The 21,794-nt window shown below is 71.1% G+C and carries 21 protein-coding genes and 1 pseudogene; 18 read left to right on the forward strand and 4 right to left on the reverse strand.

Annotated elements, in window-relative coordinates:
* Window positions 1–5: 5 nt before the first annotated feature.
* Both ACFYY7_RS12125 and ACFYY7_RS12130 read right to left on the reverse strand, forming a co-directional pair.
* Window positions 6–650: a glycosyltransferase gene (locus ACFYY7_RS12125; RefSeq protein ID WP_388661087.1), complete on the reverse strand. Its 645-nt coding sequence runs from the start codon at window positions 648–650 to the stop codon at window positions 6–8.
* A 57-nt stretch (window positions 651–707) separates the two neighbouring features.
* Window positions 708–1,094: pseudogene (locus ACFYY7_RS12130) on the reverse strand (glycosyltransferase family 4 protein); the annotation flags it as partial.
* A gap of 409 nt (window positions 1,095–1,503) precedes the next feature.
* Here ACFYY7_RS12130 and ACFYY7_RS12135 point away from each other — a divergent pair.
* Genes ACFYY7_RS12135 through ACFYY7_RS12155 form a run of 5 tightly spaced genes read left to right on the forward strand, consistent with a single transcriptional unit; the run spans window position 1,504 to window position 6,462 of the window.
* Window positions 1,504–2,916, forward strand: a complete 1,413-nt coding sequence (locus tag ACFYY7_RS12135) for a condensation domain-containing protein (protein ID WP_388660326.1) — start codon at window positions 1,504–1,506, stop codon at window positions 2,914–2,916.
* 1 nt (window position 2,917) lies between these two features.
* Complete coding sequence (locus ACFYY7_RS12140; RefSeq protein WP_388660329.1) at window positions 2,918–3,769, forward strand: HAD family hydrolase; 852 nt, start codon at window positions 2,918–2,920, stop codon at window positions 3,767–3,769.
* Between the two features lie 22 nt (window positions 3,770–3,791).
* Entirely contained in the window at window positions 3,792–4,058 is a 267-nt protein-coding gene (locus ACFYY7_RS12145; RefSeq protein WP_388660332.1) for a phosphopantetheine-binding protein, read from the forward strand.
* Window positions 4,055–5,368, forward strand: a complete 1,314-nt coding sequence (locus ACFYY7_RS12150) for an MFS transporter (RefSeq protein ID WP_388660334.1) — start codon at window positions 4,055–4,057, stop codon at window positions 5,366–5,368. Before ACFYY7_RS12145 ends, ACFYY7_RS12150 begins: the two co-directional genes overlap by 4 nt.
* Entirely contained in the window at window positions 5,365–6,462 is a 1,098-nt protein-coding gene (locus ACFYY7_RS12155) for a Gfo/Idh/MocA family protein (RefSeq protein ID WP_388660336.1), read from the forward strand. The genes ACFYY7_RS12150 and ACFYY7_RS12155 overlap by 4 nt, the downstream gene beginning before the upstream one ends.
* A 180-nt stretch (window positions 6,463–6,642) precedes the next feature.
* Here the strand turns inward: ACFYY7_RS12155 and ACFYY7_RS12160 are convergent, their stop codons facing one another.
* The gene (locus ACFYY7_RS12160; RefSeq protein WP_388660339.1) at window positions 6,643–7,584 is read right to left on the reverse strand and encodes an aminoglycoside phosphotransferase family protein; all 942 of its coding nucleotides are present in this window, start codon (window positions 7,582–7,584) and stop codon (window positions 6,643–6,645) included.
* Between the two features lie 164 nt (window positions 7,585–7,748).
* Between ACFYY7_RS12160 and ACFYY7_RS12165 the strand changes: the two genes are divergently transcribed.
* From ACFYY7_RS12165 to ACFYY7_RS12180, 4 genes are all read left to right on the forward strand, one after another.
* Window positions 7,749–8,258, forward strand: a complete 510-nt coding sequence (locus ACFYY7_RS12165; protein WP_388660342.1) for a DUF664 domain-containing protein — start codon at window positions 7,749–7,751, stop codon at window positions 8,256–8,258.
* A gap of 103 nt (window positions 8,259–8,361) precedes the next feature.
* Window positions 8,362–8,802 carry an NUDIX hydrolase gene (locus ACFYY7_RS12170; RefSeq protein ID WP_388660345.1) on the forward strand — a complete coding sequence of 147 codons (441 nt, stop codon included), beginning with the start codon at window positions 8,362–8,364 and terminating at the stop codon, window positions 8,800–8,802.
* A gap of 73 nt (window positions 8,803–8,875) precedes the next feature.
* The gene (locus ACFYY7_RS12175) at window positions 8,876–9,886 is read left to right on the forward strand and encodes a phosphotransferase (protein WP_388660348.1); all 1,011 of its coding nucleotides are present in this window, start codon (window positions 8,876–8,878) and stop codon (window positions 9,884–9,886) included.
* A 63-nt stretch (window positions 9,887–9,949) separates the two neighbouring features.
* Window positions 9,950–10,975 (forward strand): hypothetical protein, encoded by a 1,026-nt coding sequence (locus tag ACFYY7_RS12180; RefSeq protein ID WP_388660351.1) that lies wholly within the window; start codon window positions 9,950–9,952, stop codon window positions 10,973–10,975.
* A 2-nt stretch (window positions 10,976–10,977) separates the two neighbouring features.
* Here the strand turns inward: ACFYY7_RS12180 and ACFYY7_RS12185 are convergent, their stop codons facing one another.
* The gene (locus tag ACFYY7_RS12185) at window positions 10,978–11,544 is read right to left on the reverse strand and encodes a DUF4291 domain-containing protein (RefSeq protein WP_388660354.1); all 567 of its coding nucleotides are present in this window, start codon (window positions 11,542–11,544) and stop codon (window positions 10,978–10,980) included.
* Between the two features lie 518 nt (window positions 11,545–12,062).
* Between ACFYY7_RS12185 and ACFYY7_RS12190 the strand changes: the two genes are divergently transcribed.
* From ACFYY7_RS12190 to ACFYY7_RS12230, 9 genes are all read left to right on the forward strand, one after another.
* Window positions 12,063–12,302, forward strand: coding sequence for a hypothetical protein (locus ACFYY7_RS12190; RefSeq protein ID WP_388660357.1), 240 nt, complete (start codon window positions 12,063–12,065; stop codon window positions 12,300–12,302).
* Window positions 12,299–13,072, forward strand: coding sequence for an ABC transporter ATP-binding protein (locus ACFYY7_RS12195; protein WP_388660360.1), 774 nt, complete (start codon window positions 12,299–12,301; stop codon window positions 13,070–13,072). The genes ACFYY7_RS12190 and ACFYY7_RS12195 overlap by 4 nt, the downstream gene beginning before the upstream one ends.
* Window positions 13,069–14,991 (forward strand): prolyl oligopeptidase family serine peptidase, encoded by a 1,923-nt coding sequence (locus ACFYY7_RS12200; protein WP_388660363.1) that lies wholly within the window; start codon window positions 13,069–13,071, stop codon window positions 14,989–14,991. Before ACFYY7_RS12195 ends, ACFYY7_RS12200 begins: the two co-directional genes overlap by 4 nt.
* 24 nt (window positions 14,992–15,015) lie before the next feature.
* The gene (locus ACFYY7_RS12205) at window positions 15,016–16,386 is read left to right on the forward strand and encodes a serine hydrolase domain-containing protein (RefSeq protein ID WP_388660366.1); all 1,371 of its coding nucleotides are present in this window, start codon (window positions 15,016–15,018) and stop codon (window positions 16,384–16,386) included.
* Between the two features lies 1 nt (window position 16,387).
* Window positions 16,388–17,533, forward strand: a complete 1,146-nt coding sequence (locus tag ACFYY7_RS12210) for a M20 family metallopeptidase (RefSeq protein ID WP_388660369.1) — start codon at window positions 16,388–16,390, stop codon at window positions 17,531–17,533.
* Window positions 17,530–18,387: a GNAT family N-acetyltransferase gene (locus tag ACFYY7_RS12215; protein ID WP_388660372.1), complete on the forward strand. Its 858-nt coding sequence runs from the start codon at window positions 17,530–17,532 to the stop codon at window positions 18,385–18,387. The genes ACFYY7_RS12210 and ACFYY7_RS12215 overlap by 4 nt, the downstream gene beginning before the upstream one ends.
* Window positions 18,384–19,490 (forward strand): o-succinylbenzoate synthase, encoded by a 1,107-nt coding sequence (gene menC / locus ACFYY7_RS12220; RefSeq protein WP_388660375.1) that lies wholly within the window; start codon window positions 18,384–18,386, stop codon window positions 19,488–19,490. The genes ACFYY7_RS12215 and menC overlap by 4 nt, the downstream gene beginning before the upstream one ends.
* Before the next feature lie 64 nt (window positions 19,491–19,554).
* A complete protein-coding gene (locus tag ACFYY7_RS12225; RefSeq protein WP_388660377.1) occupies window positions 19,555–21,153 on the forward strand; it encodes a helix-turn-helix domain-containing protein in 1,599 nt (532 codons plus the stop codon).
* Between the two features lie 132 nt (window positions 21,154–21,285).
* Window positions 21,286–21,732 carry a nitroreductase family deazaflavin-dependent oxidoreductase gene (locus ACFYY7_RS12230; RefSeq protein ID WP_388660381.1) on the forward strand — a complete coding sequence of 149 codons (447 nt, stop codon included), beginning with the start codon at window positions 21,286–21,288 and terminating at the stop codon, window positions 21,730–21,732.
* Window positions 21,733–21,794: the final 62 nt, after the last annotated feature.

Consider the following 21,794-nt stretch of genomic DNA (forward strand, 5'->3'; position numbering starts at 1 on the left):
TGGGGCTACGCGGAGTGGGCCCGTGCGTCCCGGGCAGTGCCACGGTGGAGTGCCATGACGTCGCCGTAGAACTTCTCGACCTGTGACGCCATCGCATCGACGCCGAAGTGGAGGCGGGCGTGCTCGCGAGCGGCTGCCGTGGGCGAGAATTGCCTGGTCAGGGTCTCCCTCAGCGCGTTTGCCGCATCGGCTCCGTCGGGCTCTTCGACCAGACGCCCGAAGGCACCGCCGCCGAGGAGCTGCGGGATCCCTCCCACGTGGGAGGCGATCACCGGGGCACCGGCGGCCATGGCCTCGACGATGACGCGAGGAGTGGCTTCGGTGTGTGAGAGGAGGACGACCGCGTCCGCCGCCGCGTAGACGGTGGACAGGTCGCGTACCAAGCCGGCGAAGGTGGTCCTCGAGCCGATTCCGAGCCGTTCGGCCTGTTCCCTCAGCCGGTCCTCCCACGGCCCCGCACCGGCGATGAGGAGCCGGGCGTCGGCGAGATCTCCGTCCAGCCCGGCAACGGCTTCGATGACCCTGTCGGGGCGCTTCTCCGGTGCGAGACGGCCCACGTAGCAGACCAGAGCCGCCTTCGGTGGGATACCGAACTCCGCCGCCAGGCTCTTCCTGGCCTCGTGCCGGTCGACCGGCTTCGGGAACCCCACGCCATTGGGTATGTACCGGACTTCCGCACGGGGGTTCCACCGGCGCATGCGCGGCACGAGATCTTCCGCGCAGGCAATGATCCCGTGAGCCGTACGCATGAACAGGCTGTCTCCCAGGGTCGTCAGCCGGCCACGCCAGGCGTTCTCTACGATGCCGTGCTGAGTGAAGACCAGCCTCGGTGAGCTGCGTCTTCGTTGCCCGGCCAGGGCCGCGAACGCCCAGGCGTCCGAGGCCGGCCCGTGAGCATGCACGAGGTCGGTGAACGGCCTGGTGGCGGCGCGGCGGAGTAATCGTACGGCGCTGTGCGGACGCATCCCTCCGGTCGAGGCCACGGCAATGCCGCAGCGCTTCGCACGCTCGACGAACTCGGGTGCCCCTCGCTCGACGACCAGAGGATGATGGCCGCCTTCTTGCTGAGCTCGCGCCAGCTCCAGCACGTGCATGTCGACGCCGCTGAGTTCGCCTGGTACTTCTTTTACGAGAATATGAACAATGCGCAAAGGCACGTGAGATCCCCCCGAATGGTGATACGTGTTCGCAAGCGCAGTGGCGATGAGATGAGTGGTGTCGCCGACCCCGGGTCGGGTGCTGCCGATCAACGAACCTATGAAGGCGAAATTGATTTAGTCAAGAGGGTAAGGATTGAGCCAGCGGCGCGAAAGCGCTATCTGCATGCCTGAAAAATGAGACACAGCACCTCGAAACCGACGACCTGTTGACGACGGGGTATTTGACGGGATTCGCGCGTTCGCGGGTTGACACCGGTGATGTGGCAGCCGTTAGGATCCCCGTCGATCATGGAGTACTGGACGTTTGCCCCGGTGAATCCGGGGGATAGCTGAGGGGGGCTTCGTGTCTGACGGTGTTTTACAGAGCGGTTTGGGTGGCAGGCGGGTCAGGGCTTCGCATACCCAGGAAGAGCGCCTTCTCGCCGGTGATGGCTACATAGCCAACAACATCATCGCCTCCGCGCTTGAATTCGAAGGAGCGTTGGATATCTCCGCACTGCAGCGGGCCCTGGTGGCGCTGGCGTGCCGGCACGAGAACCTGAGGTCCTCTTTCTCCGTCGAAGGGGACGCGGCCTGGCTCGAGATATCTGACGCAGTGACAGATTTCTTTGAAGTCGTCGACGGAGGCGTTCGCGGTTTCTTGGAGCGGGACGCCGCACTGGCCCTTCTGAGCGATCGCTTGCAGGAGCCGTACGATCTCGAAAAGGGCCCGCTCGTGCGGGCGGTACTGGTGCCGGTGTCCGAGGAGCACAACGTCCTCGGTCTGGGCATGGATCACATCATCGCCGACGGTCGTTCCAGGGAGATCCTCCTGAGCGACCTCGAAGCTCTCTATGAGGCGGAGGTCGTCGGCGAGGCGCCGGATCTGCCGGACATCTCCGTTCAGTTCGCCGACTACGCGTCCTGGGAACGGGACTATCTGCAGGGCAAGACCCTGGAACGTCTGCAGGCCTACTGGAGCAAGACGCTCGAAGGCGCGGACCCCATCCCCGATGCCGGACTCGTGGACGAGCAGGCACCTGGCGGTGAACCGAGGGGTGAGCGTCTGCGCGTCACCATCCCGGCGGATGTGAAGCGGAGTATCGAGGCGGTCATGCGCGAGGAACGCGTGACGATGTTCGGTGTCGTGTCGGCTGCGCTCAAGGCGGCCATCTTCACCCATCGATCCACGGAAGCGGCCACCGCGCCGGTCGCTGTATTCGGCTCGGCCGCGAACCGGCTTCGCAAGGAACACGCCAAGGTCTTCGGCTACTTCGCCACCCCCATCGTCTTCTGCACGGACCTCCGTGGTGATCCCGCACTCAGTGAGCTGATCGGGCGGGAGACGCGTTCGGTACTCGGCGCCCTCAGGCACCAGCAGCTGCCCCATGCCCTGGTCACCAAGCTGGTCAACCCGGCCCAGTACGGAGCTCGGCACCGGCAGGACCAGACCGGCGTTCCGGCCTATGTGAACTTCGACTTCGGCAGTGCCGTCCCGCACATCGACTCAGCCGCGGACGAGGCGCGGGACGAACGGCAGGAGCAGAGGATCGGCGTCAGGATCCGCAAGGTCGGGCTGCCCGTCCTGCCCCCTCCGCGCGGCGGACTGCGCATCCTCGGTACGGAGCAGCCCGATGCCATCGTCATCGAGGTGCGCTACCGGGCCGATCTGTACAGCAAGCCGTGGGCCGAGGGCTTCGCCCACTACTTGCAGAGGTTCCTGGAGGCCGTCGCCACCGATGCAGGGATGCCGCTGTCCGCGGTCAAGGGGGCGTGAGATGCCCCAATACGCCGCCGTGGCCCTGGACTTGGACGGCACGCTGCTCAGATCGGACGGAACACTCAGCGACCTCTCTGTCGCAACACTCCGCGCCTTGGCGAGCCGGCGGCATCGCATCGTGTACGTCACGGCCCGCCATCTCGAAGCCGCCCGGCTGGTCACCGACCAGGTGGGCGTCCCTGCCGATGTCGCCAGTAGCCTCGGCGCGGCCCTGCACGAACTGCCCGGCGGTGAGCCGGTGCGCGACCGGTCACTGCCCGCGGGAACAGCCAGGGCTGTCGCTGAACGTCTTGCACACGCCGCGCCCGGAACGTCGTTCGGGTGGGTCGAGCAGGGCAAGGCATACGTTCAACCCACCTACCCCGACCCGTTCGGCACGGCACACATCGCCGAGTCGCCGGGCTGCCTGCCGACGAACCCCGTGGCCAAACTGTTCGCCAAGAACATCACGGCTGAACCCGGCGCGTTCTGGGGGGCCGCAGTGGAAGCGGCCGCAGCGGCGGGCGCAAGGTCCTTGCCGGCTTCCGCCGGTCTTGCCGAATTCGTTCTGCCAGGGGTGGACAAGGGCGCAGTGCTGCAGGCGTGGTGCTCGCTCAGGGGCATCGACGAGCGGTCGGTGGTGGCCTTCGGTGACTCGCTGCCCGATCTGCCTCTGCTGGCTGCAGCCGGGCTGGGGCTGGCCGTGGGGAACTCCGTCGAGAAGGTACGGGCGGCCGCGGATGCGGTGGTGGGAGGCAACGACGACGACGGCGTGGCTCTCGCGCTGCACGACCTGTTCCAACTGAGCACGGAAGAAGTCCGGTTACATACCGATGCGCCGCAGTGCGATGGCGCGTCGCTCTCGAAATGACACAACTTGTAGGGGGAACAGCATGTCGGAGCACTGGGACGACAACTTCGTGGACGCGTTGCGGGAGAACCTCCCCGATGGGGAGGCACTCGTCGACCTGGACGAAGAAGCATCACTGTCCGACCTCGGGCTCGAATCGATCAACATGATCAGCCTGATGATGAGGCTTGAGGGGGACTACGACATCAGCTTCCCGGACGACGCCGTCAGCTTCGCCACTTTCGCCACGCCCATCGCACTGTGGAACACAGTGTGTGAGCTGCGCGTCAGCGAAGCGCGTCCGGCATGAACGAGGGCACGTCGGCACCCGCGCCGCCGGGTGCCGTCTCCCTGTGGGCATCGGGCAACTTCCGCAGATACTTCGCCGCGCGCTCGGCGTCCCTGCTGGGGGACACCGTTCTGCCGATCGGTCTCAGCGCCGCGGTGCTGGAGCAGGGGTTCGGAGCCAGCGGCGTCGGCTATGCGCTGGCGGCCTCCCTGGCGCCCACGATCCTCTTGATGCTCTTCGGCGGTGCGCTCGCCGATCACTTCCGCCCCAAACCAATGATGGTCATCGCGGACGTGGTCCGGTTTCTCGCACAGGGCGTCCTGTGCGTGCTGCTGCTCGTCGGAGAACCGTCCCTGTGGGCGATCCTCGTCACGCAGGTCGTCTTCGGAGTGGCGACGGCACTGTTCCAGCCGACCATCTCCGGGCTCGTGCCGGAGATCGCGCCGGACGACGTGCACAAGGCGAACGGGCTGCTGCGCATCGCGGAATCCATGGTGACCCTCGGCGGACCTGCCCTGGCCGGCATTCTGCTGGCCTTCGCCCCGGCCACCGCAGTGGTCGGGATCGATGCCGCGACCTGCCTGATCAGCGCGGTCCTGGTCGCCACGCTGCGACTGGCGGGCAAGCGTGGGGACCAAGGGCCTCCGAAGGTCTTCGACGACATCCGCGAGGGCTGGAGCGAATTCGTCTCCCGGCCGTGGCTCTACTCCGTCATCTCCGCGTTCGCCGTGATGGGCCTGGTCGTCTTCGGGCCCTTCCAAGTGCTCAGCGCCACCGTTCTCACCGAGGACCACGGCGCCTCCGCGTACGGACTGCTGATGTCGGCGCACGGCCTGGGCGCTGTGATCGGGGGCCTGGTCGGCCTGCGACGCATGCCGCGGCGCCCGCTGCGCATCGGCGCCCTCGCCATGCTGGCGTTTGCGCCGCAGCTCGCCTTCATCGCCCTCGGCGCTCCCGTACCACTGGTGGCCGTTGGCATGCTGGTGGCGGGGATCGGACGCTCGTACTGGGCGGTGATGTGGTCGACCTCTGTCCAGACGCGCGTCCCACCGGACGTACTCAACAGAGTGCTCGCCTACGAGATCACCGGCTCGATGATGCTCATTCCGGTCGGCCGCGCCGTCGCGGGACCGGTGTCGGAGTCGCTGGGCAGTACGCCTGTTCTGATGACCGGGGCCGTGTGCACGGTCATCGGGTGCCTGTCGCTGCTTCTGGTGCCATCCGTCCGGCGCCTCGCCCTGCAGCGGCCGGGCCGTGTACCGGGAGACCCGGCGGAGCCCGTGCCGGCATCTTCACCGAGGACCGAAACAACGGAGGGACGATCCGCATGACAGCGCAGGAACCACTGACCGTAGGGGTGGTGGGTGCCAGCCTGGGGAAGAGCTGGGGTGCCGGAACACACCTTCCGGCGCTCAGGCGACTGCCCGCCTACCGCATCCTGGCCGTGGGGAGCAGCCGAAAGGAGAGCGCGCAGGCGACGGCTGAAGCCTTCGACGCGCCTCTGGCGTTCTCCGATGCCGAAGAGCTGATCGCGCATCCGGACATCCAAGTGGTGTCGATCTGCGTCAGGGTGGCCCACCACGAGGAACTGGTCCGGGCCGCCGTCGCGCGCGGCAAGCACGTCTACTGCGAGTGGCCCCTGGCCACGGACCTGCTGCAGGCCGAGGCGCTGGCCGCGCTCTCCGCGCGCGCTCCCGAGCAGCACATGGTCGGGCTCCAGGGGGTTCGCTCACGAGGAGCGCTGCAGGCCAAGGAGCTGATCGCGCAGGGGCGCATCGGGCGCGTCCTCTCCGCCTCACTGACCGTCCGACTCTCGGGCTTCGGCAATGCGACACTGCCCCGGACACGCTTGCACACGCTCACCCCCGAGAGCGGTACGAACTTGCTCACGGTCGGAGCAGGGCATGCCCTGGCGACCTTGACCACGGTGCTGGGGCCGTTGCGCAGCCTGTCCGCGGCGACCGGCACCCGTACCCCGACCGTGATGGTGGCGGAGACCGGAGAGCAAGTCGCGGCCGAGGTGCCGGATCAGCTGACGCTGGCAGGCGAGTTGACCGACGGGGCAGTCGTCTCAGTCGCCGTGCTGGGCGGAGCGCAGCCCGGCGCGGCCCACTTCTCCCTGCACATCGTGGGATCCGAGGCGACACTGGACATTCAGCCGGTGACGCCCACTCTCCCCGTTCAGATCGCCGAGTGGGCGATCCGGCTCACGGACCACAACGGATCCAGGAACCTGTCGTCTGACGGAGCCGAGGGCGCGGTGGAGAACGTGGCCGCCATGTACGACGCGCTCGCAACGGCGATCACCACAGGAGGCAGGGTGTCTCCCGGATTCGAGGAGGGCCTGGCCACACACCGGCTGCTCGCGGGTATCGAACGCAGCGCGCAGACAGGCAGCCGGGTGGAGTTCACCGACCCGTCATGAGGGCGCAGGCCCCATGGAACCCGGCAGGGACGGCGGGATCCGCGTACTCCCACCCCTCCATCCTGGCCGGAACGGGGCCGGCCGACGTGCGCTCGCGAGAGCCCGCCGGCCGGCCCCGTTCCCAGTGCCGTCAGGTGTGCTTCCTCAGGTGCCCAGCAGCGATCGAAGCGGGCCGGGCGCTCACCCCGCCGTAGGCCGTGACCGGGCCAACAGGGCATCGGCAATGGCGATCTGGGCCGGATCCAGGGCCCTCTCGCCGTCCTCGATGTCCCACAGCGCGTTCTGCAGGACACGCCCCAGCGTCCAGCCGGTCGCCCGCTGCCGGTCCAGGCCGAGCACCTCGGTCAGCAGGTCGAAGCGGCGGAGCACCGCGCGGGGCACGTCTCCCGTCGCCACGACGTCGTCCCAGCGGTTGTGCAGCGCCGGCAGCAGGTCGAAGCCGGGGTCGCCGGCCAGTGGTTCCGGATCGATGGCCAGCCAGGGTTCCCGCTGCCCGGCGAGGACGTTGTCGTAGTGCAGGTCCCAGTGCAGCAGGCGGTCGCCCGGTTCGCCGACGAGTTCGGCCACCGCCGACGCGCAGGTACGCACCAGCCGCCGTTCGGCCGGGTCGTGCAGCATCGGCACGCTGCGCGGGACCTCTTCGAGCATGGCCGCCACGATGTCGGCCAGCCGGCGGAAGCCCGGCGGTGCGTCCACCGCGACCAGACGTGCCAGCAGTTCGGCGAGGATCTGCACGGCGGCCGCCTCGTCGGCCACCGCCGACAGGGGCCGCGCGGTGTCCAGCCGTTCGAGCAGCATGGTGCCGGTGTCCGGGTCGTGGTCGAGCAGGTGCACCACTCCGTTGCCGTTCCACGCCCGCAGGCCCGGCGCGGCGTCGATGTTGTCCTCGGTGGCCTCCTGGAGCTTCAGCACCGCGGGCGTGCCGTCGGCGCGGGTCACCGGCAGCACCAGAGAGGCCATGCCGTGTGCGGGGGGTCCGTCCAGCCGCAGGCTCCAGCGGTCCAGGAAATCCTCGGCCAGCCCCGGGAGCGCGGCGAGCCAGGCGCGGGCGGACGCACCGCCGTTCTTGCTGTAGGACGCGGCGAACGCGTCGGGGACGTCGATGGGCAGGGCAGTACTCATGTGTCGCTCCTTCGTCGGGTCCGGAACCGGTCGGGTACGAGGGAGGCGGCGGTGGTGCCCGGTCTGCGGGCAGGCGTCAAAGCATGCTGCCACCCTATGCGGACGACGGGGCCCGGCGCGTGTCGATAACGGGGGAGCGGGCCCGCAGCGGTGAGGGTGAGGGCATGAACAGTGCTGACCTTTTGACCGACGCGTTCACCCGCGTCCGGGAGACGGTGCACTCGGCGGTCGAGGGCCTTTCGAGCGCCGACCTCCATGCCCGTCTCGACGACGGCGCGAACTCCATCGGCTGGCTCGTATGGCATCTCACCCGGATCCAGGACGACCACGTCTCGGACGCGGCCGCAGCCGAACAGGTCTGGTTCTCCGAGGACTGGGCCTCCCGCTTCGATCTGCCCTTCGCGAAGGAGGCCACCGGGTACGGACACAGCAGCGCGGACGTCGCGGCCGTGCGGGTGGGCTCGGCGGAGCTGCTGCTCGGCTATCACGACGCGGTCCACGAACAGACCCTCGGTTTCGTGAGCGGGCTCGACGACAGGGCCCTGGACCGCATCGTCGACGAGGCGTGGTCCCCGCCGGTCGCTCTCGGGGTGCGTCTGATCAGCGTCATCTCGGACGATCTGCAGCACGCGGGTCAGGCCGCATTCGTCCGGGGAGCGCTGGAGCGCCGGTAGGCGGCAGAACCGGCGGGCGCCCTCTCCGGGCCCCGCCGCGTGATCGATAGATTGACCGCACGGCTCGGCCGGAGCCGTGGACCCCGATGACCGGAGGGCACACGTGGGAAGTGACGTACGTTCACGAATATCGGCGTATGCGATCGCTGTCGTGGAGCATCAGCTGCTGCTGACCCAACTCTCGGACAGCTCACCGGTCTTCTTGCCCGGACTGTGGCACCTGCCGGGCGGGGGCATCGATCCCGGTGAGCAGCCGCGTCAGGCGCTGGCACGCGAACTGTACGAGGAGACCGGCCTCGAACTCCTGGACGCCCACCTGGTGGACGCCCGCTCGTACAGCGCGTACCGGCTCGGCGTGAACTGGCACCTGGTGGGGCTCTTCTACCGGGTCGACCTCAAACCGGGACCGCTCGCGGTCACCAGGACCGACGACTCCACCTCGGCCGTCAGCTGGAAGCCCCTGTCGGGCCTGGAGGAGTCACTGCTCTCCCCGGCGGCGATCGACGGTCTGGCGATGATCGACACACAAGGGACGCGGCAGTAGGGCGGTCGTACGCCGCGCACCACCGCCGGAAAACCGGATGAGGGACTGGCCGGCCCGGTGGTGGGATGGCGCGATGCGAAACGATACGGCGGTGGCGGTCGACCGAGGGCGGTACCCGGACGCGGTGACGCCCTGGGAGCGGGAGGACTGGCGGGCGGACGCCCTCGGATGGGCGGAGCGCGGGCTCGCCGCGCACGGGCTGCGCGAAACCGGCCCACGGAAGGTGAGACTGCGGCCCTGGTCCGTTTTGGTACGGATGTCCGTCGCGGGCGGCGAAGCCGTGTGGTTCAAGGCCAACCCGCCCGCCAGCGCCTTCGAGGCGGGGCTGACCGAGGCGCTGGCCCGCTGGGTGCCCGGTTACGTACTGCGGCCGCTCGCCGTCGACGCGGACCGGGGCTGGTCGCTGCTGCCGGACGGCGGCACGCTCTTCCGCGACGCGCTCGACTCGGCGGCGGACCGTACCGCAGCGGATCCGCGGGCCTGGGAGGAACCGCTGCGGCAGTACGCCGGGATGCAGCGCGCCCTCGTTCCGTACGCCGGCGAGATCGAACGGCTCGGAGTCCCTGGCGCACGCACACCCGACCTCCCGGCGACCTACGACCGGATCGTGGCCGGGAACACCGCACTGGAGCCCGCCGACCGCCGGGCCCTGGGCGAGCTGCGGCCCCGGCTCGTCGAGTGGTGCGAGGAGCTCGCGGGAGTGGGCATCGCGGACACGCTCGACCACGCCGACCTGCACGACGGCCAGCTCTTCGCGCCGGAGCCGGGCCGTTTCACGTTCTTCGACTGGGGCGACGCGGCCGTCGCCCACCCCTTCTGCAGCTTCCTCGTCCCCGCCCTCGCGGCCCGCGAGCGGTTCGGGCCCGAGGCGCTGCCGCGGCTGCGCGACGCCTACCTGGAACAGTGGACGGGCCATGGCCGCACCCCGGCCGAGCTGCGGCGGGCGCTGAGCCTGGCCTGGCGGCTCGGGGCGATCGGCCGGGCCCGCTCCTGGGGACGGCTCTTCCCCGGCGCGTCCAGCGGGGGCGTGGACGCGCAGGGCGCGCGCTGGCTGCTCGAACTCCTCGCCGAGCCACCGCTGTAGGGGCGTTCGGCGGGCCGGGGGCCCGGTGGGTCGGGCCGGGGCAGTGGCAACTACGCTGCTCCGATGCCTCGTACGACGCCTCCGCGCCCGGTGGACATCACCCAGGAGTTCCCCGAACTCGCCCCGCTGGCACGCACGGCGGTGCGGCTGCACCCGCGCCCGGGGCAGCCGGCCGTCTCGGACAGCTCCGTCGGCGGACCGTTGCTGTGGCCACGGGACGAACCCTGGCCCGGCTGCCCGGAGCACGCGGGTCCGTGGCACCTCGGCTATGTACCCGACGAGGTGTGGGACAGCCGCCGTGTTCTGACCGCGGGCTGGGCACGGGCGGAGGGAAACAGCCTGACCCTCGCCCCGCAGGAGCGGGAAGTGGTGGACCGGGTCGGCTGCACCGGTCGGCGCCTCCCACAGGACGGGCCGGTCCCCCTGCTGGCTGTCGCCCAGCTGTACGCACGCGACCTCCCGGCCGCAGAGGGCGCCGAGGGCGGCGGCCTCTGGCCGGGTCCGGAGGAGGCCGATCTGCTCCAGGTGCTGTGGTGCCCCTTCGACCACGACGAGGACTGCCTGCCGCGGGTGCGGCTGGTGTGGCGGCGGGCCGCGGAGGTCGGTACGCCGCTGTCCACGCCTCCCGGGCCGTCGGTGATCGGGGACGACAACTACCTGCCCGCCCCCTGCGTCCTGCACCCCGAACAGGTCACCGAGTACCCGGCACCGCACGAACTGGCCGAGGAACTCGCCGAACGCGTCAGGGACTGGGAGGAGCCGCGCGACTACCTGTACCAGGACGCCCTGTCCGTGGCGCCCGGATGGAAGCTCGGCGGCTGGGGCAACTGGAGCTTCAGCGATCCGTGGCCCATGGAGTGCCCGGACTGCGGAGGGCCCGTCCGCCCGCTGCTGACCGTCGACAGCGGCGAATGGGACAACGAGAGGTATTGGTGTCCCGTCGAGGACGAAGCCGCGGCCGCAGCCCCCGGAGTGGTCTACCCGCAGCCGCAGGAACCCACCCAGATCACCATCGGGCGCGGCTACACCATGCAGGTCTACTCCTGCGAGCGGTCCTTCGGACACACCCCGCTCCAAGTGATGCAGTAGCCCTACGAGTCGATGCCGAGGCGCTTCGCCACGGCCGGGGGCACCGGGCAGATCCGCTCCGGCGGGAGCAGCCGCTGGGCCTGCGCGCTCCGGCCGCCCTGCCTGAGCGCCGCGATCCTCTGGACCCTGGGCGTGATGTCGCTGAGGTCGACGACCCACTCCTCGGCGAACGTACGGATCAGACCGCGTCCCACCCCGACCTGGATGCTGTAGTGATTGAGCGCGGCTCCCCGCAGCGAGCGCTCGGGATCCCACTGGACGTGCACGGGAGCCTGGGCGACAGCTGACGGATCGGCTGTCGTCAGCACCGCCTGCGAGAGCGCCTCCTCCCAGCCGGCCCGGGTGATCCGTACCGCGAGAATCCGCTCCTGGCCCGGCTTCTGCGCCCAGTTGCTGCGGTGCATGAGCCAGCGGAACGACGGCTTGATCCAGGTCATCCGGTTGAACGAGAAGGGCGGGACGAACCTGTTCGCCCGCAGGGCCGGTCCGGCGACCGCCGGTGAGTACGCCTGAAAGACGACGATCGTCCGGGCGTCGTAGTCGGCCCGTATCTGATGCTGCGCAGTCATACGCCAGACGTTTTCACCTGGCGGATCTCCGCCGCGATCGGTTTTCCCGCGCCGGAACTCCGCCGTCCGCGATACCGGGTCCTTGCATCCGTCTTCGGTGCGGCGCACCGTCGGGGGCCTCGATTTTTGTGCGGCGCGACCAGTCGGAGCCGGTGCGGCGCTGCCTACTGTTCCCTCACTCGGCGGCGGAGTGCCGCTTCTTCGGAGGTGGACCATGGCCGGCACCGCAGGCACGGAGAACAGGAACAGAAGGGCCCGCGGGACCAGGGCGGCGGCAGCGGTGGTCACGGCGCTCGGCCTCGTCGGCACCGCGCCCGCGTGCGGCGGCGGTACGTCCGCCGGCGGTGGTGACGGGTCGGCGGTGACGGTCGCCGTCGCCGGTGATCCCGGCAGCCTCAGCCCCACCACGGCACTGGCCGGCACCGCACTGGCGATGAACTCCTTCGCGTACGACACCCTCGTGCACCTGGACGCCGACGGTTCGCCGGTGCCCGGAGTGGCCGAGAAATGGATCGCCGATGCTCGGCCTCTCCGTCCCCGTCACCGCTGTGGCCAAGGCCGACAAGGCGGCCCGGACGGTCACCGTCACCACCCCCGGCGCCGGGTGTCCGTTCGCCGCGCGCTGCGAACGCGCCCGGGAACGCTGCCACGACGACGCCCCCGGACTGACGGACCTCGGGCCGGGACGCCAGGTCGCCTGCTGGTACCCGGTCGGGCCGGCCGCGGCCACGTCATACACAGAGGAGGCGACGTCATGAGCTCACTCGAACTGCGCGGGATCACGGTCCGCTACGGCCGCTTCACCGCCGTCGACAACGTCGACCTGCTGGTGCCGGAAGGCACGGTGACCGGACTGGTGGGCGGGTCCGGGTCGGGGAAGTCGACCCTCGGCAAGGCCGTCGTGGGGCTGGCTCCGGCACGGTCGGGGCGCGTGCTGGTCGACGGGAGCGACGCTTCCCGCCGGCACGGGCGCAGCCCCGTGCAGCTGGTGTTCCAGAACCCGTACGCCTCGCTCGACCCGCGCATGACCGTCGGCGCGTCCGTGGCCGAGGCACTGTCCGGCGGGGCGCTTGGGCGCCGGGCACCCCGCCGCGAACGCCGCGCCGCACGCGACGCCGAGGTGCGGCGCTACCTGGAGCTCGTCGGCCTCGACCCCTCGCGTGCCGCGCTCACCCCGGACGCCCTCTCCGGTGGCCGGCGCCAACGCGTGGCGCTGGCCACCGGAGAGGGCGTCCGGCCCGCCGTGCTGATCGCGGACGAGATGACCTCGGCCCTGGACGTCTCCGTACAGGGCGCGGTGCTCAACCTGCTGCGCCGCCTCCAGCGCGAACTGGGCTTCGCGATGCTCTTCATCTCCCACAATCTCGCGGTCGTCCGCCATCTCTGCGACCAGGTCGCCGTGATGGAGGGCGGACACCTCGTCGAATGCGGCCCCGCCGAACGGGTGCTGGCGCATCCGGAGCACCCGACGACCCGCGAACTCATCTCCTGCGTACCCGGACTCGCCCTCGCCGAGGAGGCGTCATGACCCGACCGCTGACGATCGACGACCTGTACCGGTTCGAGATCCCCGGTGATCCCGCACTGTCCCCCGACGGCGAACGTGTCGCGTACACGCTGACCACGCAGGACGCAGGGAACGACCGGGTGGTCCACTCGATCTGGGAGGTACGCGGCGGGGGCGGCCCGGCCCGGCGCCTCACCCGCGGCCCGGCGGACACCGCGCCGCGCTGGTCCCCGGACGGGAAGCGGCTGGCCTTCCTGCGCGCGGGGCAGCTCCATCTGCTGCCCGCCGACGGGGAAGAGGCCATGCCGCTCACCACACCCGCCGGCTGCCCGGCCGGGGCGGGCATCCCGGTCTGGAGCCCGGACGGGTCACGCATCGCCTTCGCCGCTCCCGAGGCATATCGCGCGGACGGCGCACCGGTGGTCATCGACGCCCTCGGCTGGAAGGCGGACGGGGCGGGCCTGACCGGGTCGGTCCGGACCCAGCTGTTCGTGGTGGAGGTGGCGTCGGGAGAGGTCGTACAGCTCACGCACGACGACCGGCACGTCGGCTCGCCGAGCTGGTCGCCCGACGGCACCCGGCTCGCCTACCCGGCGCAGACCACCCCGGACGCGGCCGTCTTCGGCCCCTCGGCCGTCCATGTCGTGGGGGTCGGGGAGAACGCGTCCGAGCCCCGCCGGGTCGGGCCCGCCGACGGTCTGGCCGGTCCGGTGGGCTGGTTCCCCGACGGGTCCGCGCTGCTCGTCGTCGGCCGTGCCTCGTTCGGTGTCGGCCACTCGGAGCTGCTGCGCCAGCCGCTGGACGGCTCCGCGCCGGTGTCGCTCAGTGCCGCCCTGGACCGCAACGTCATGGGCGGTGGCCCCGGATACCCGGGCGCGCTCCCGCAGTTCCACGGCGACGACATCGTGTTCTGCGCCCGGGACCGGGGCGCGACCCGGCTGTACCGGGTGGGCGCGGACGGGATCAGCGCCTCCCCGCTGCCCGCCGGTAACGGGGTCAGCGGCTGCTCGGTCGTCACCGAGGCCGGGCGGGCGGCGGTCGTGGTCTGCGACGCGACGCGTTTCGCGGAGATCGTGCTGCTGGACCTGGAAGCCTGGGCCGACGGGGAGCCTGGACGGCCTGTGCGGCTCACCGACCACATGGCCCGGTCGCTGCCGGAGATCGCCCTCCACCCGGTCACCGAACGTGAGTTCGATATCTCGGACGGTACGGTCGTGCACGGCATGATCACCCGCGCCGCCGGCACACCGCCGGGCGGTCCGCTCCTGGTCGATGTGCACGGCGGCCCGCACAACGCCTGGGCCCCGCACTCCGACCCGGTCCACCTCTACCACCAGGAGCTGGCCTCGCGGGGCTGGACGGTCCTCACGCTGAACGTCCGCGCCAGCGACGGCTACGGCGAGGCGTTCTACACCGCCGCCGTGGGCGCCTGGGGCGAGACGGACGAACAGGACGTCCTGCAACCGGTCGCCGCCCTGGTCGACGAGGGGCTCGTCGACCCGGAACGGATCGCCCTCACCGGCTACAGCTACGGCGGCTATCTGAGCTGCTGGCTCTCCACCCGCACCGACCGGTTCGCCGCCGTCGTCCCGGGCGGCGTCCTGGTCGACCTGAAGAGCATGGCCGGCACCTCGGAGGAGGGCCACCTGATCGCCGACCACGAGATCGGCGACCCGGCACGGATGACGGAACTCTCGCCACTCAGCCATGCCGACTCCGTACGCGCCCCCACCCTGATCCTGCACGGCGGCGCGGACGACACCTGCCCGGTCGGCCAGGCCGAACAGTGGTTCCACGCGCTGCGCACCAGGCACGTACCGGCCCAGTTGGTCGTTTACCCGGGCAGCTCGCATCTCTTCCTTCTGGACGGCCGGCCCTCGCACCGGGAGGACTACTCCCGCAGGCTTGTCGACTGGGTCACCACGCACACCAACCGCTGAACGAGACGGAAATCGGAGTACGACATGACCGACCCCACCGAGCTGTCAGCCCGCTGGACCACCCGGCTCACCGAACTCGCCGCCCGTCGCTCCGTACCCGGTGCCGGCCTCGCGATCCTGCACCGCGGAGAGATCGTCGCCGAGACCGCCGTCGGCCTGGCCAACACCGAGGCCGGGATCGGGACGACCACCGACACCCTCTTCCAGATCGGCTCGATCTCCAAGGTCTGGACGACCACGGTGGCCATGGCCCTGGTCGACGAGGGCGTACTCGACCTGGACGCCCCCATCGTCTCCATCCTCCCCGAACTGCACGTCGCCAATGAGGAGTTGACCCAGGGTCTGACGCTCCGGCACCTCCTGACCCACACCAGTGGCATCGACGGCGACCTCTTCACCGACACCGGCCGGGGCGACGACTGCCTGGAGAAGTACGTCGCTCTGCTGGGCGACACCACCCCCAACCACCCGCTCGGCGCCACCATGTCGTACTGCAACGCGGGCTTCACCCTGCTCGGCCGGGTGCTGGAGGTCGTCACCGGCGTCCAGTGGGACGAGCTGATGCGCGAACGTCTGTACCGGCCGCTCGGCCTGACGCACACCGCGACCCTGCCGGAGGAGGTGCTGCGCTTCCGCGCCGCCATCGGGCACCTGGGGAGCCCGCCGGCGCAGGCACCCATGTGGGGGCTGATGCGCTCGGCCGGACCGGCCGGACTGATCTGCTCCACACCGCGCGAGGTACTGGAGTTCGCCCGGCTGCACCTCGACAAGGGCGTCACCGCGGACGGCACCAAGCTCCTCTCGGAGGAGTCCGTCGCCGCCATGCAGACCCCGCAGGTCGAGCTGCCCGACCCGTACATCCTGGGCAACGCCTGGGGGCTCGGCTGGTTCCTCGACACCTGGGACGGGCAACGGGTGTACGGACACGACGGCGGCACGATCGGGCAGAGCGCCTACCTGCGGGTCCTGCCGGAGGCCGAGCTGGCGATCTGCCTGCTCACCAACGGCGGTGATACCTCCGGCCTCTACCGGGACGTGTTCTCAGAGATCGTCCAGGAGCTGGCCGGGGTGACGATGCGCGCCGCCATCGAGCCCGCGACGGAGCCGGTGGCGGTGGACCCCGCCGACCACGTCGGTGTGTACCAGCGGCTCTCCAGCCGGATGGAGATCGTGGAGCGGGACGGCGGCCTGGTGATGCTGGACCGGATCACCGGCCCCCTGGCCGAACTGGTCCCCGAGACGGAGTCGGAGTACGAGCTGCATCCAGTCGAGCCGGGACTGTTCGTCGTGCGGCGGCCGGGGTTCGACATCTGGGTCCCGGTCGTGTTCTACACGCTCGACGACGGCACTCCGTACATCCACCACGGTGGCCGGGCCACCCCCAAGGTGGGCTGACATGACGGCGATCGTCACCGCCCTGGAGGCCGGACTGCCGGACCTGCTGGCCGACATCGAGGAGCTGGTCCGCACCGAGTCGCCCAGCGAGGACCTGGCCGCGGTCGCCGACTGTGCCCGTGTCGTCGCCGGGATCGGCACCCGGCTGACCGGTGCGGCGCCCGAGTGGGTCGACGGCTCGGGACGGCCCGCCCTGCGCTGGCGCTTCGGCTCCGGCGACCGGGTGCTGCTGCTCGGCCACTTCGACACGGTGTGGCCGGTGGGTTCCCTGGCCCGGCACCCCTTCGAGGTGGCCGGCGGCCGGCTCACCGGACCCGGCTGCTTCGACATGAAGGCAGGTGTGGCGCAGCTGTTCCACGCACTGTCGGTGCTGGACGACCTGGACGGGGTCTCGGTGCTGCTCACCGGCGACGAGGAGATCGGCGCCCCGACCTCGCGCACCCTCATCGAGGACGAGGCCCGGCGGACCGGCGCCGTACTCGTCCTGGAGGCGAGCGAGGGCGGCGCGCTGAAGACCGCGCGCAAGGGGATGTCCGGCTACGAGCTGACCGTCGCCGGACGTGCCGCGCACGCCGGTCTGGAACCCCACAAGGGCGTCAACACCACCACCGAACTCGCCCACCAGGTCCTCGCGTTGTCCGCCCTCGCCGACCCGGCGGCCGGCACCACCGTGACACCGACCGTGGCCTCCTCAGGCACCACCCGCAACACGGTGCCGGACACGGCCCGGCTGATGGTCGACGTACGCGTGGCGACGGCCGCCGAACAGGCCCGGGTGGACCGCGCCGTGCACGGCCTCCCACCGGTGCTCGACGGCGCCTCGCTCACCGTCTCCGGCGGCCCGAACCGGCCGCCGCTGCCGACCAGCGCATCGGCCGGGCTGTTCGAACTCGCCCGCGGCCACTACGAGGAGCTGGGCTTCGGCCCGCTGCGCGGCGTGGCGGTCGGCGGCGCCTCCGACGGCAACCTCACCGCCGGAGTGGGCACCCCCACGCTCGACGGCCTGGGCGCCGTGGGTGGCGGAGCGCACGCGGACGACGAGCACGTGGCCGTCGCCGAACTGCCCCGACGCGCGGCACTCGTGGCCTGTCTGGTGGCCTCGCTGCTGCGCGGGTCGCCGGCCGCCCCAGGCCGGGTGGCACCGTGAACGGCACGCAGGCAGCCGCCGCGACGGCCGCCGCCGAGCTGGCCGCGCAGCGTGCGGGCGTCACCGTCCGGGAGCTGCACGGGCTGGACGAGATGCACGAGGCCTGCCTGGTACTGGACCGGATCTGGCGGCCCGATCCCGGGAAACCGCTGATCACCCCGGAGCTGCTACGGGTCTTCGCGCACTCCGGCAGCTATGTCGTAGGCGTCGAACGGGGCGGCCGGATGGCCGGATTCTGCCTGGGCTTCCTGGCCAGCGCCGGACTGCACTCGCACATCGCCGGGGTGGACGACAGCCTCCGGGGCCGCAACGCCGGCTTCGCGGTCAAGCAGCACCAGCGGGCCTGGGCACTGGAGCGCTCCATCACCACCGTCACCTGGACCTTCGACCCGCTGATCAGCCGCAACGCCTACTTCAACCTGGCCAAGCTGGGTGCGGAACCGAGCGAGTACCTGGCCGACTTCTACGGGGCCATGCAGGACGAGGTCAACGCCGGGACCGAGACGGACCGGCTGATGGTGCGCTGGGAGCTGACCGGCGAGCATGCCGTCGGATCCGCCGCGGGCACGCCCCGCATCGTCACCGCCGACGGCGCGGGAGCCCGCACCGTGGTGGCACTGGACGCCGGACCCGACGGCCACCCCGCCGTCGGGCGGCAGGACGGCGACACCTTCCTGGTACGGATCCCCGCCGAGGCGGAGGAACTGCGCCGGACAGACCCGTCCCTGGCCCGCGAATGGCGGTACGCGCTGCGCGAGGTGCTCGGCGGCCTGATGGCCGAGGGACACACCGTCACCGGATTCACCCGGGACGGCTGGTACGTGATCGACAGACGTCAGGAGAGTCAGGCATGAAGCTCGCAGGGGTGGAACTGCGCCGGATCGCGATGCCGCTGGTCGCGCCCTTCCGGACCTCGTTCGCCACGATGACCACCCGGGAGATCCTGCTGGTCAGGGTCGAGACCGAGGACCACGAGGGCTACGGCGAATGCGTCACCATGGCCGATCCGCTGTACTCCTCGGAGTACACCACCGGCGCGGCGGACGTGCTGCGCAGCTACTTCGTGCCCGCCCTCGCCGCCCTGCCGGCGCTCGATCCGTGGGCGGTCGCCCCGGCACTGGCCGCGTTCAAGGGACACCGGATGGCCAAGGCCGCACTGGAGACGGCGGTCCTCGACGCCTGGCTGCGCGCCCACGGCCTGTCGATGGGCCAGTGGCTGGGAGCGACGGCCGAACGAGTGCCGGCCGGGGTGTCGGTCGGCATCATGGACTCGGTCCCCGCACTGCTCGACACCGTCGAGGGCTATCTGGCCGAGGGCTATCTGCGGATCAAGCTGAAGATCGAACCCGGCTGGGACGTGGCACCCGTGCGCGCCGTCCGGGAACGCTTCGGCGACGACGTACAGCTCCAGGTGGACGCCAACACCGCGTACACCCTTGCCGACGCCGCACAGCTGGCCCGGCTCGATCCGTACGGGCTGCTGCTGATCGAACAGCCCCTGGACGTGGAGGACGTCCGGGGCCACGCGGAACTCGCCCGCCGGGTCCGCACCCCGATCTGCCTGGACGAGTCCATCGTGTCCGCCCGTTCGGCGGCCGACGCCATCGCGATGGGCGCCTGCTCGGTCGTCAACATCAAGCCGGGGCGGGTCGGCGGCTATCTGGAGGCCCGGCGCATCCACGACGTGTGCGCCGCGAACGGCGTCCCCGTCTGGTGCGGGGGGATGCTGGAGACCGGCCTGGGCCGCGCCGCCAACGTGGCCCTCGCCGCACTGCCCGGCTTCACCCTGCCCGGCGACACGTCCGCCTCCGACCGGTACTACCGGACCGACATCACCGAGCCGTTCACACTGCGGGACGGCCATCTCGACGTGCCCCGCGGACCCGGCATCGGAATCTCCCCGATCCCCGGGCGGCTGGCCGAGGTGACCGAATCGACGGAATGGATCGGCAGATGACCGGCCCCGGCCCCGGACCGTCCGCCCCCGCCGCGGACGATCCCCGGTCAACTACCTTGTGATGATGACGGAGCAGCCACGGGCCGTGCTCGGCCGGATCCTCAACGATCTCGGGTCGACGCTGATCGAAGTGGTGGCCGGGGAAGCCGACCCGGCCCGCACCGTCACCGGGGTGCTGATCCAGGACCCCCTGGACGAGCCGGCGAGGCTGCCCGGCGCGGTGGTGCTCGGCGTCGGGGTGTACGGCGCCGAGCCGGTCGCCGCCCTGGTCGACACGGCCGCCGGACTCGGCGCGGTGGCCGTGGTGGTCCGCTCCCCGGTCCCGGTGGACGGTCCGGTGTCCGAGGCGGCGGCCCGCACCGGCCTGACCGTGCTGGGCCTGACCCCCGGAGCGTCCTGGGCCCAGGTGGCCGCGCTGCTGCGGTCGCTGCTCGCGGTCGACGAACTGGGCACGGTGGGCGGCCCCGACGAGGCCGACGGCGCCGAGCCGCTCGCCGGGGACCTGTTCGCCCTGGCCAACGCGACGGCCGGGCTGCTGGACGGCCCGGTCACCGTGGAGGACCGCGGCGGCCGGGTGCTGGCCTTCTCCAGCCGGCAGGACGAGGCCGACCACGACCGGATCGCGACCGTCCTGGACCGCCAGGTGCCTGCCGAGAAGCTGCGCGCCCTGGAGGAACGCGGCGCCTTCCAGGCCCTCTACCGCAAGGAGGAACCCGTCTATGTGGACGGCATCTCGGACAAGCCCCGGGTCGCGATCGCCGTCCGCGCCGGCGGCGAGATCCTCGGCTCGATCTGGGTCGTGGTCGGCCGGCCGCTGAGTGCGGACCGGACGCAGGCCCTCCAGGAGGCGGCGAAGGTGGCCGCCCTGCATCTGCTGCGCCGCCGCACCGGTGAGGACGCCGAACGCCGGCTGCGCGCGGATCTGCTCGCCACCGTCCTGGAGGGCGGTATGCACGCACCGCAGGCCGCCGTCCGGCTCGGCCTTTCCGCGCAGCCCGCCTGTGTACTGGCGCTCGCGGTGACCGGCGAGCAGTACGAGCCCGACCGGGTGGCCGCGGGCCACCGCGTCGCCGAGGCACTCGCCCTGCACCTGGCCGCGATCCACCCCCGCACCGCCGCGGCCGCCCTGGGCCAAGTCACCTACGCGGTCCTGCCCACCAGTTCGGACGAGCAGGGACTGCGGGTCGCCGAGTCGTTCCTCGGCCGGATCGGCGGCCGGGTGCCCGCCGTCATCGGCGTCGGCCGGCTCGCCGCCCGTCCGGTGGAGCTGCGCCGCTCGCGCGCCGACGCGGACCGTGCGCTGCGGGTCCTCGGCTCCGGCCGCACCCGGCGCAGGGCCGCCCGGCTTTCGGACGTCTACGCAGCCTCGCTGCTGGAGGAACTGACGGACCGGATGGCCGCCGAGGACGATCTGCCGGACGGCCCCGTCATACGGCTGCTCGCCTACGACGCCGAACACAACACGGCCCTCACCGAGACCCTGGACGCCTGGCTGAGCACCTTCGGCGACGTGGCCGCGGCCGCTGCCGCCGTACACATCCACCCCAACACCTTCCGCTACCGCCTCAAGCGGCTGGCCGTGGTCGCCGACATCGATCTCGACGATCCGGAGGCGAGGTTCGAAGCGATGCTGCAACTGCGCCTGAGACCGCCGCACTCCTGAGCCGGATCACTCCATCGCAGTGCCGCACGGAGCCACCGTGACGCCGGTCGGACGGAATGGTGCGAGAGTTTCCCGGAGCAGTGGGACACACCGGCACCCGGGTGTCCGGAAGCCGACGATGGGACAGATGCCATGCCTCTGCAGGGAGAGTACGAGCCGAGCCCCGAACAGTGGGTCCGCGACCAGGTCGAGCTGTTCGAGAGGTCCGGCGGCACCGAGGGAACCACGATGCGGGGCATGCCCGTCATCATCCTCACCACCCGCGGGGCCAGGAGCGGGAAGATCCGCAAGACCCCGCTGATGCGGGTCGAGCACGACGGCACGTACGCCGTGGTCGCCTCGCAGGGCGGCGCCCCCAAGCACCCCGTCTGGTACCACAACATCGTGGCCGACCCCCGGGTGGAGCTCCAGGACGGGCCGGTCCGCCAGGACATGAACGCCCGCGAGGCCACCGGCGAGGAGAAGGCCCTGTGGTGGCGGCGCGCGGTCGAGGCGTTCCCCGACTACGCCGACTACCAGCTCAAGACCGACCGCCGGATTCCGGTCTTCGTCCTCGAACCGGCGGCCGGACAGCGCTGACGGCCGGGCAGCACCGACGACCGTCGGGGGAGGCGCGGGCCGGCCCGCCCGCGCCCCCGCGC

The sequence above is a fragment of the Streptomyces sp. NPDC001933 genome (assembly GCF_042890955.1).
Classification (GTDB): domain Bacteria; phylum Actinomycetota; class Actinomycetes; order Streptomycetales; family Streptomycetaceae; genus Streptomyces.

Bases quoted from the DNA above. Each gene is read 5' to 3' on its own strand.
- ACFYY7_RS12210 (WP_388660369.1), top strand. From the start codon at position 16,388: ATGACGGCGATCGTCACCGCCCTGGAGGCCGGACTGCCGGACCTGCTG.
- ACFYY7_RS12180 (WP_388660351.1), top strand. From the start codon at position 9,950: ATGCCTCGTACGACGCCTCCGCGCCCGGTGGACATCACCCAGGAGTTC.
- ACFYY7_RS12140 (WP_388660329.1), top strand. From the start codon at position 2,918: ATGCCCCAATACGCCGCCGTGGCCCTGGACTTGGACGGCACGCTGCTC.
- ACFYY7_RS12190 (WP_388660357.1), top strand. From the start codon at position 12,063: ATGCTCGGCCTCTCCGTCCCCGTCACCGCTGTGGCCAAGGCCGACAAG.
- ACFYY7_RS12175 (WP_388660348.1), top strand. From the start codon at position 8,876: ATGCGAAACGATACGGCGGTGGCGGTCGACCGAGGGCGGTACCCGGAC.
- ACFYY7_RS12155 (WP_388660336.1), top strand. From the start codon at position 5,365: ATGACAGCGCAGGAACCACTGACCGTAGGGGTGGTGGGTGCCAGCCTG.
- ACFYY7_RS12150 (WP_388660334.1), top strand. From the start codon at position 4,055: ATGAACGAGGGCACGTCGGCACCCGCGCCGCCGGGTGCCGTCTCCCTG.
- ACFYY7_RS12165 (WP_388660342.1), top strand. From the start codon at position 7,749: ATGAACAGTGCTGACCTTTTGACCGACGCGTTCACCCGCGTCCGGGAG.
- ACFYY7_RS12225 (WP_388660377.1), top strand. From the start codon at position 19,555: ATGACGGAGCAGCCACGGGCCGTGCTCGGCCGGATCCTCAACGATCTC.
- ACFYY7_RS12195 (WP_388660360.1), top strand. From the start codon at position 12,299: ATGAGCTCACTCGAACTGCGCGGGATCACGGTCCGCTACGGCCGCTTC.
- ACFYY7_RS12145 (WP_388660332.1), top strand. From the start codon at position 3,792: ATGTCGGAGCACTGGGACGACAACTTCGTGGACGCGTTGCGGGAGAAC.
- ACFYY7_RS12200 (WP_388660363.1), top strand. From the start codon at position 13,069: ATGACCCGACCGCTGACGATCGACGACCTGTACCGGTTCGAGATCCCC.
- ACFYY7_RS12205 (WP_388660366.1), top strand. From the start codon at position 15,016: ATGACCGACCCCACCGAGCTGTCAGCCCGCTGGACCACCCGGCTCACC.
- ACFYY7_RS12185 (WP_388660354.1), bottom strand. From the start codon at position 11,544: ATGACTGCGCAGCATCAGATACGGGCCGACTACGACGCCCGGACGATC.
- ACFYY7_RS12230 (WP_388660381.1), top strand. From the start codon at position 21,286: ATGCCTCTGCAGGGAGAGTACGAGCCGAGCCCCGAACAGTGGGTCCGC.
- menC (WP_388660375.1), top strand. From the start codon at position 18,384: ATGAAGCTCGCAGGGGTGGAACTGCGCCGGATCGCGATGCCGCTGGTC.
- ACFYY7_RS12160 (WP_388660339.1), bottom strand. From the start codon at position 7,584: ATGAGTACTGCCCTGCCCATCGACGTCCCCGACGCGTTCGCCGCGTCC.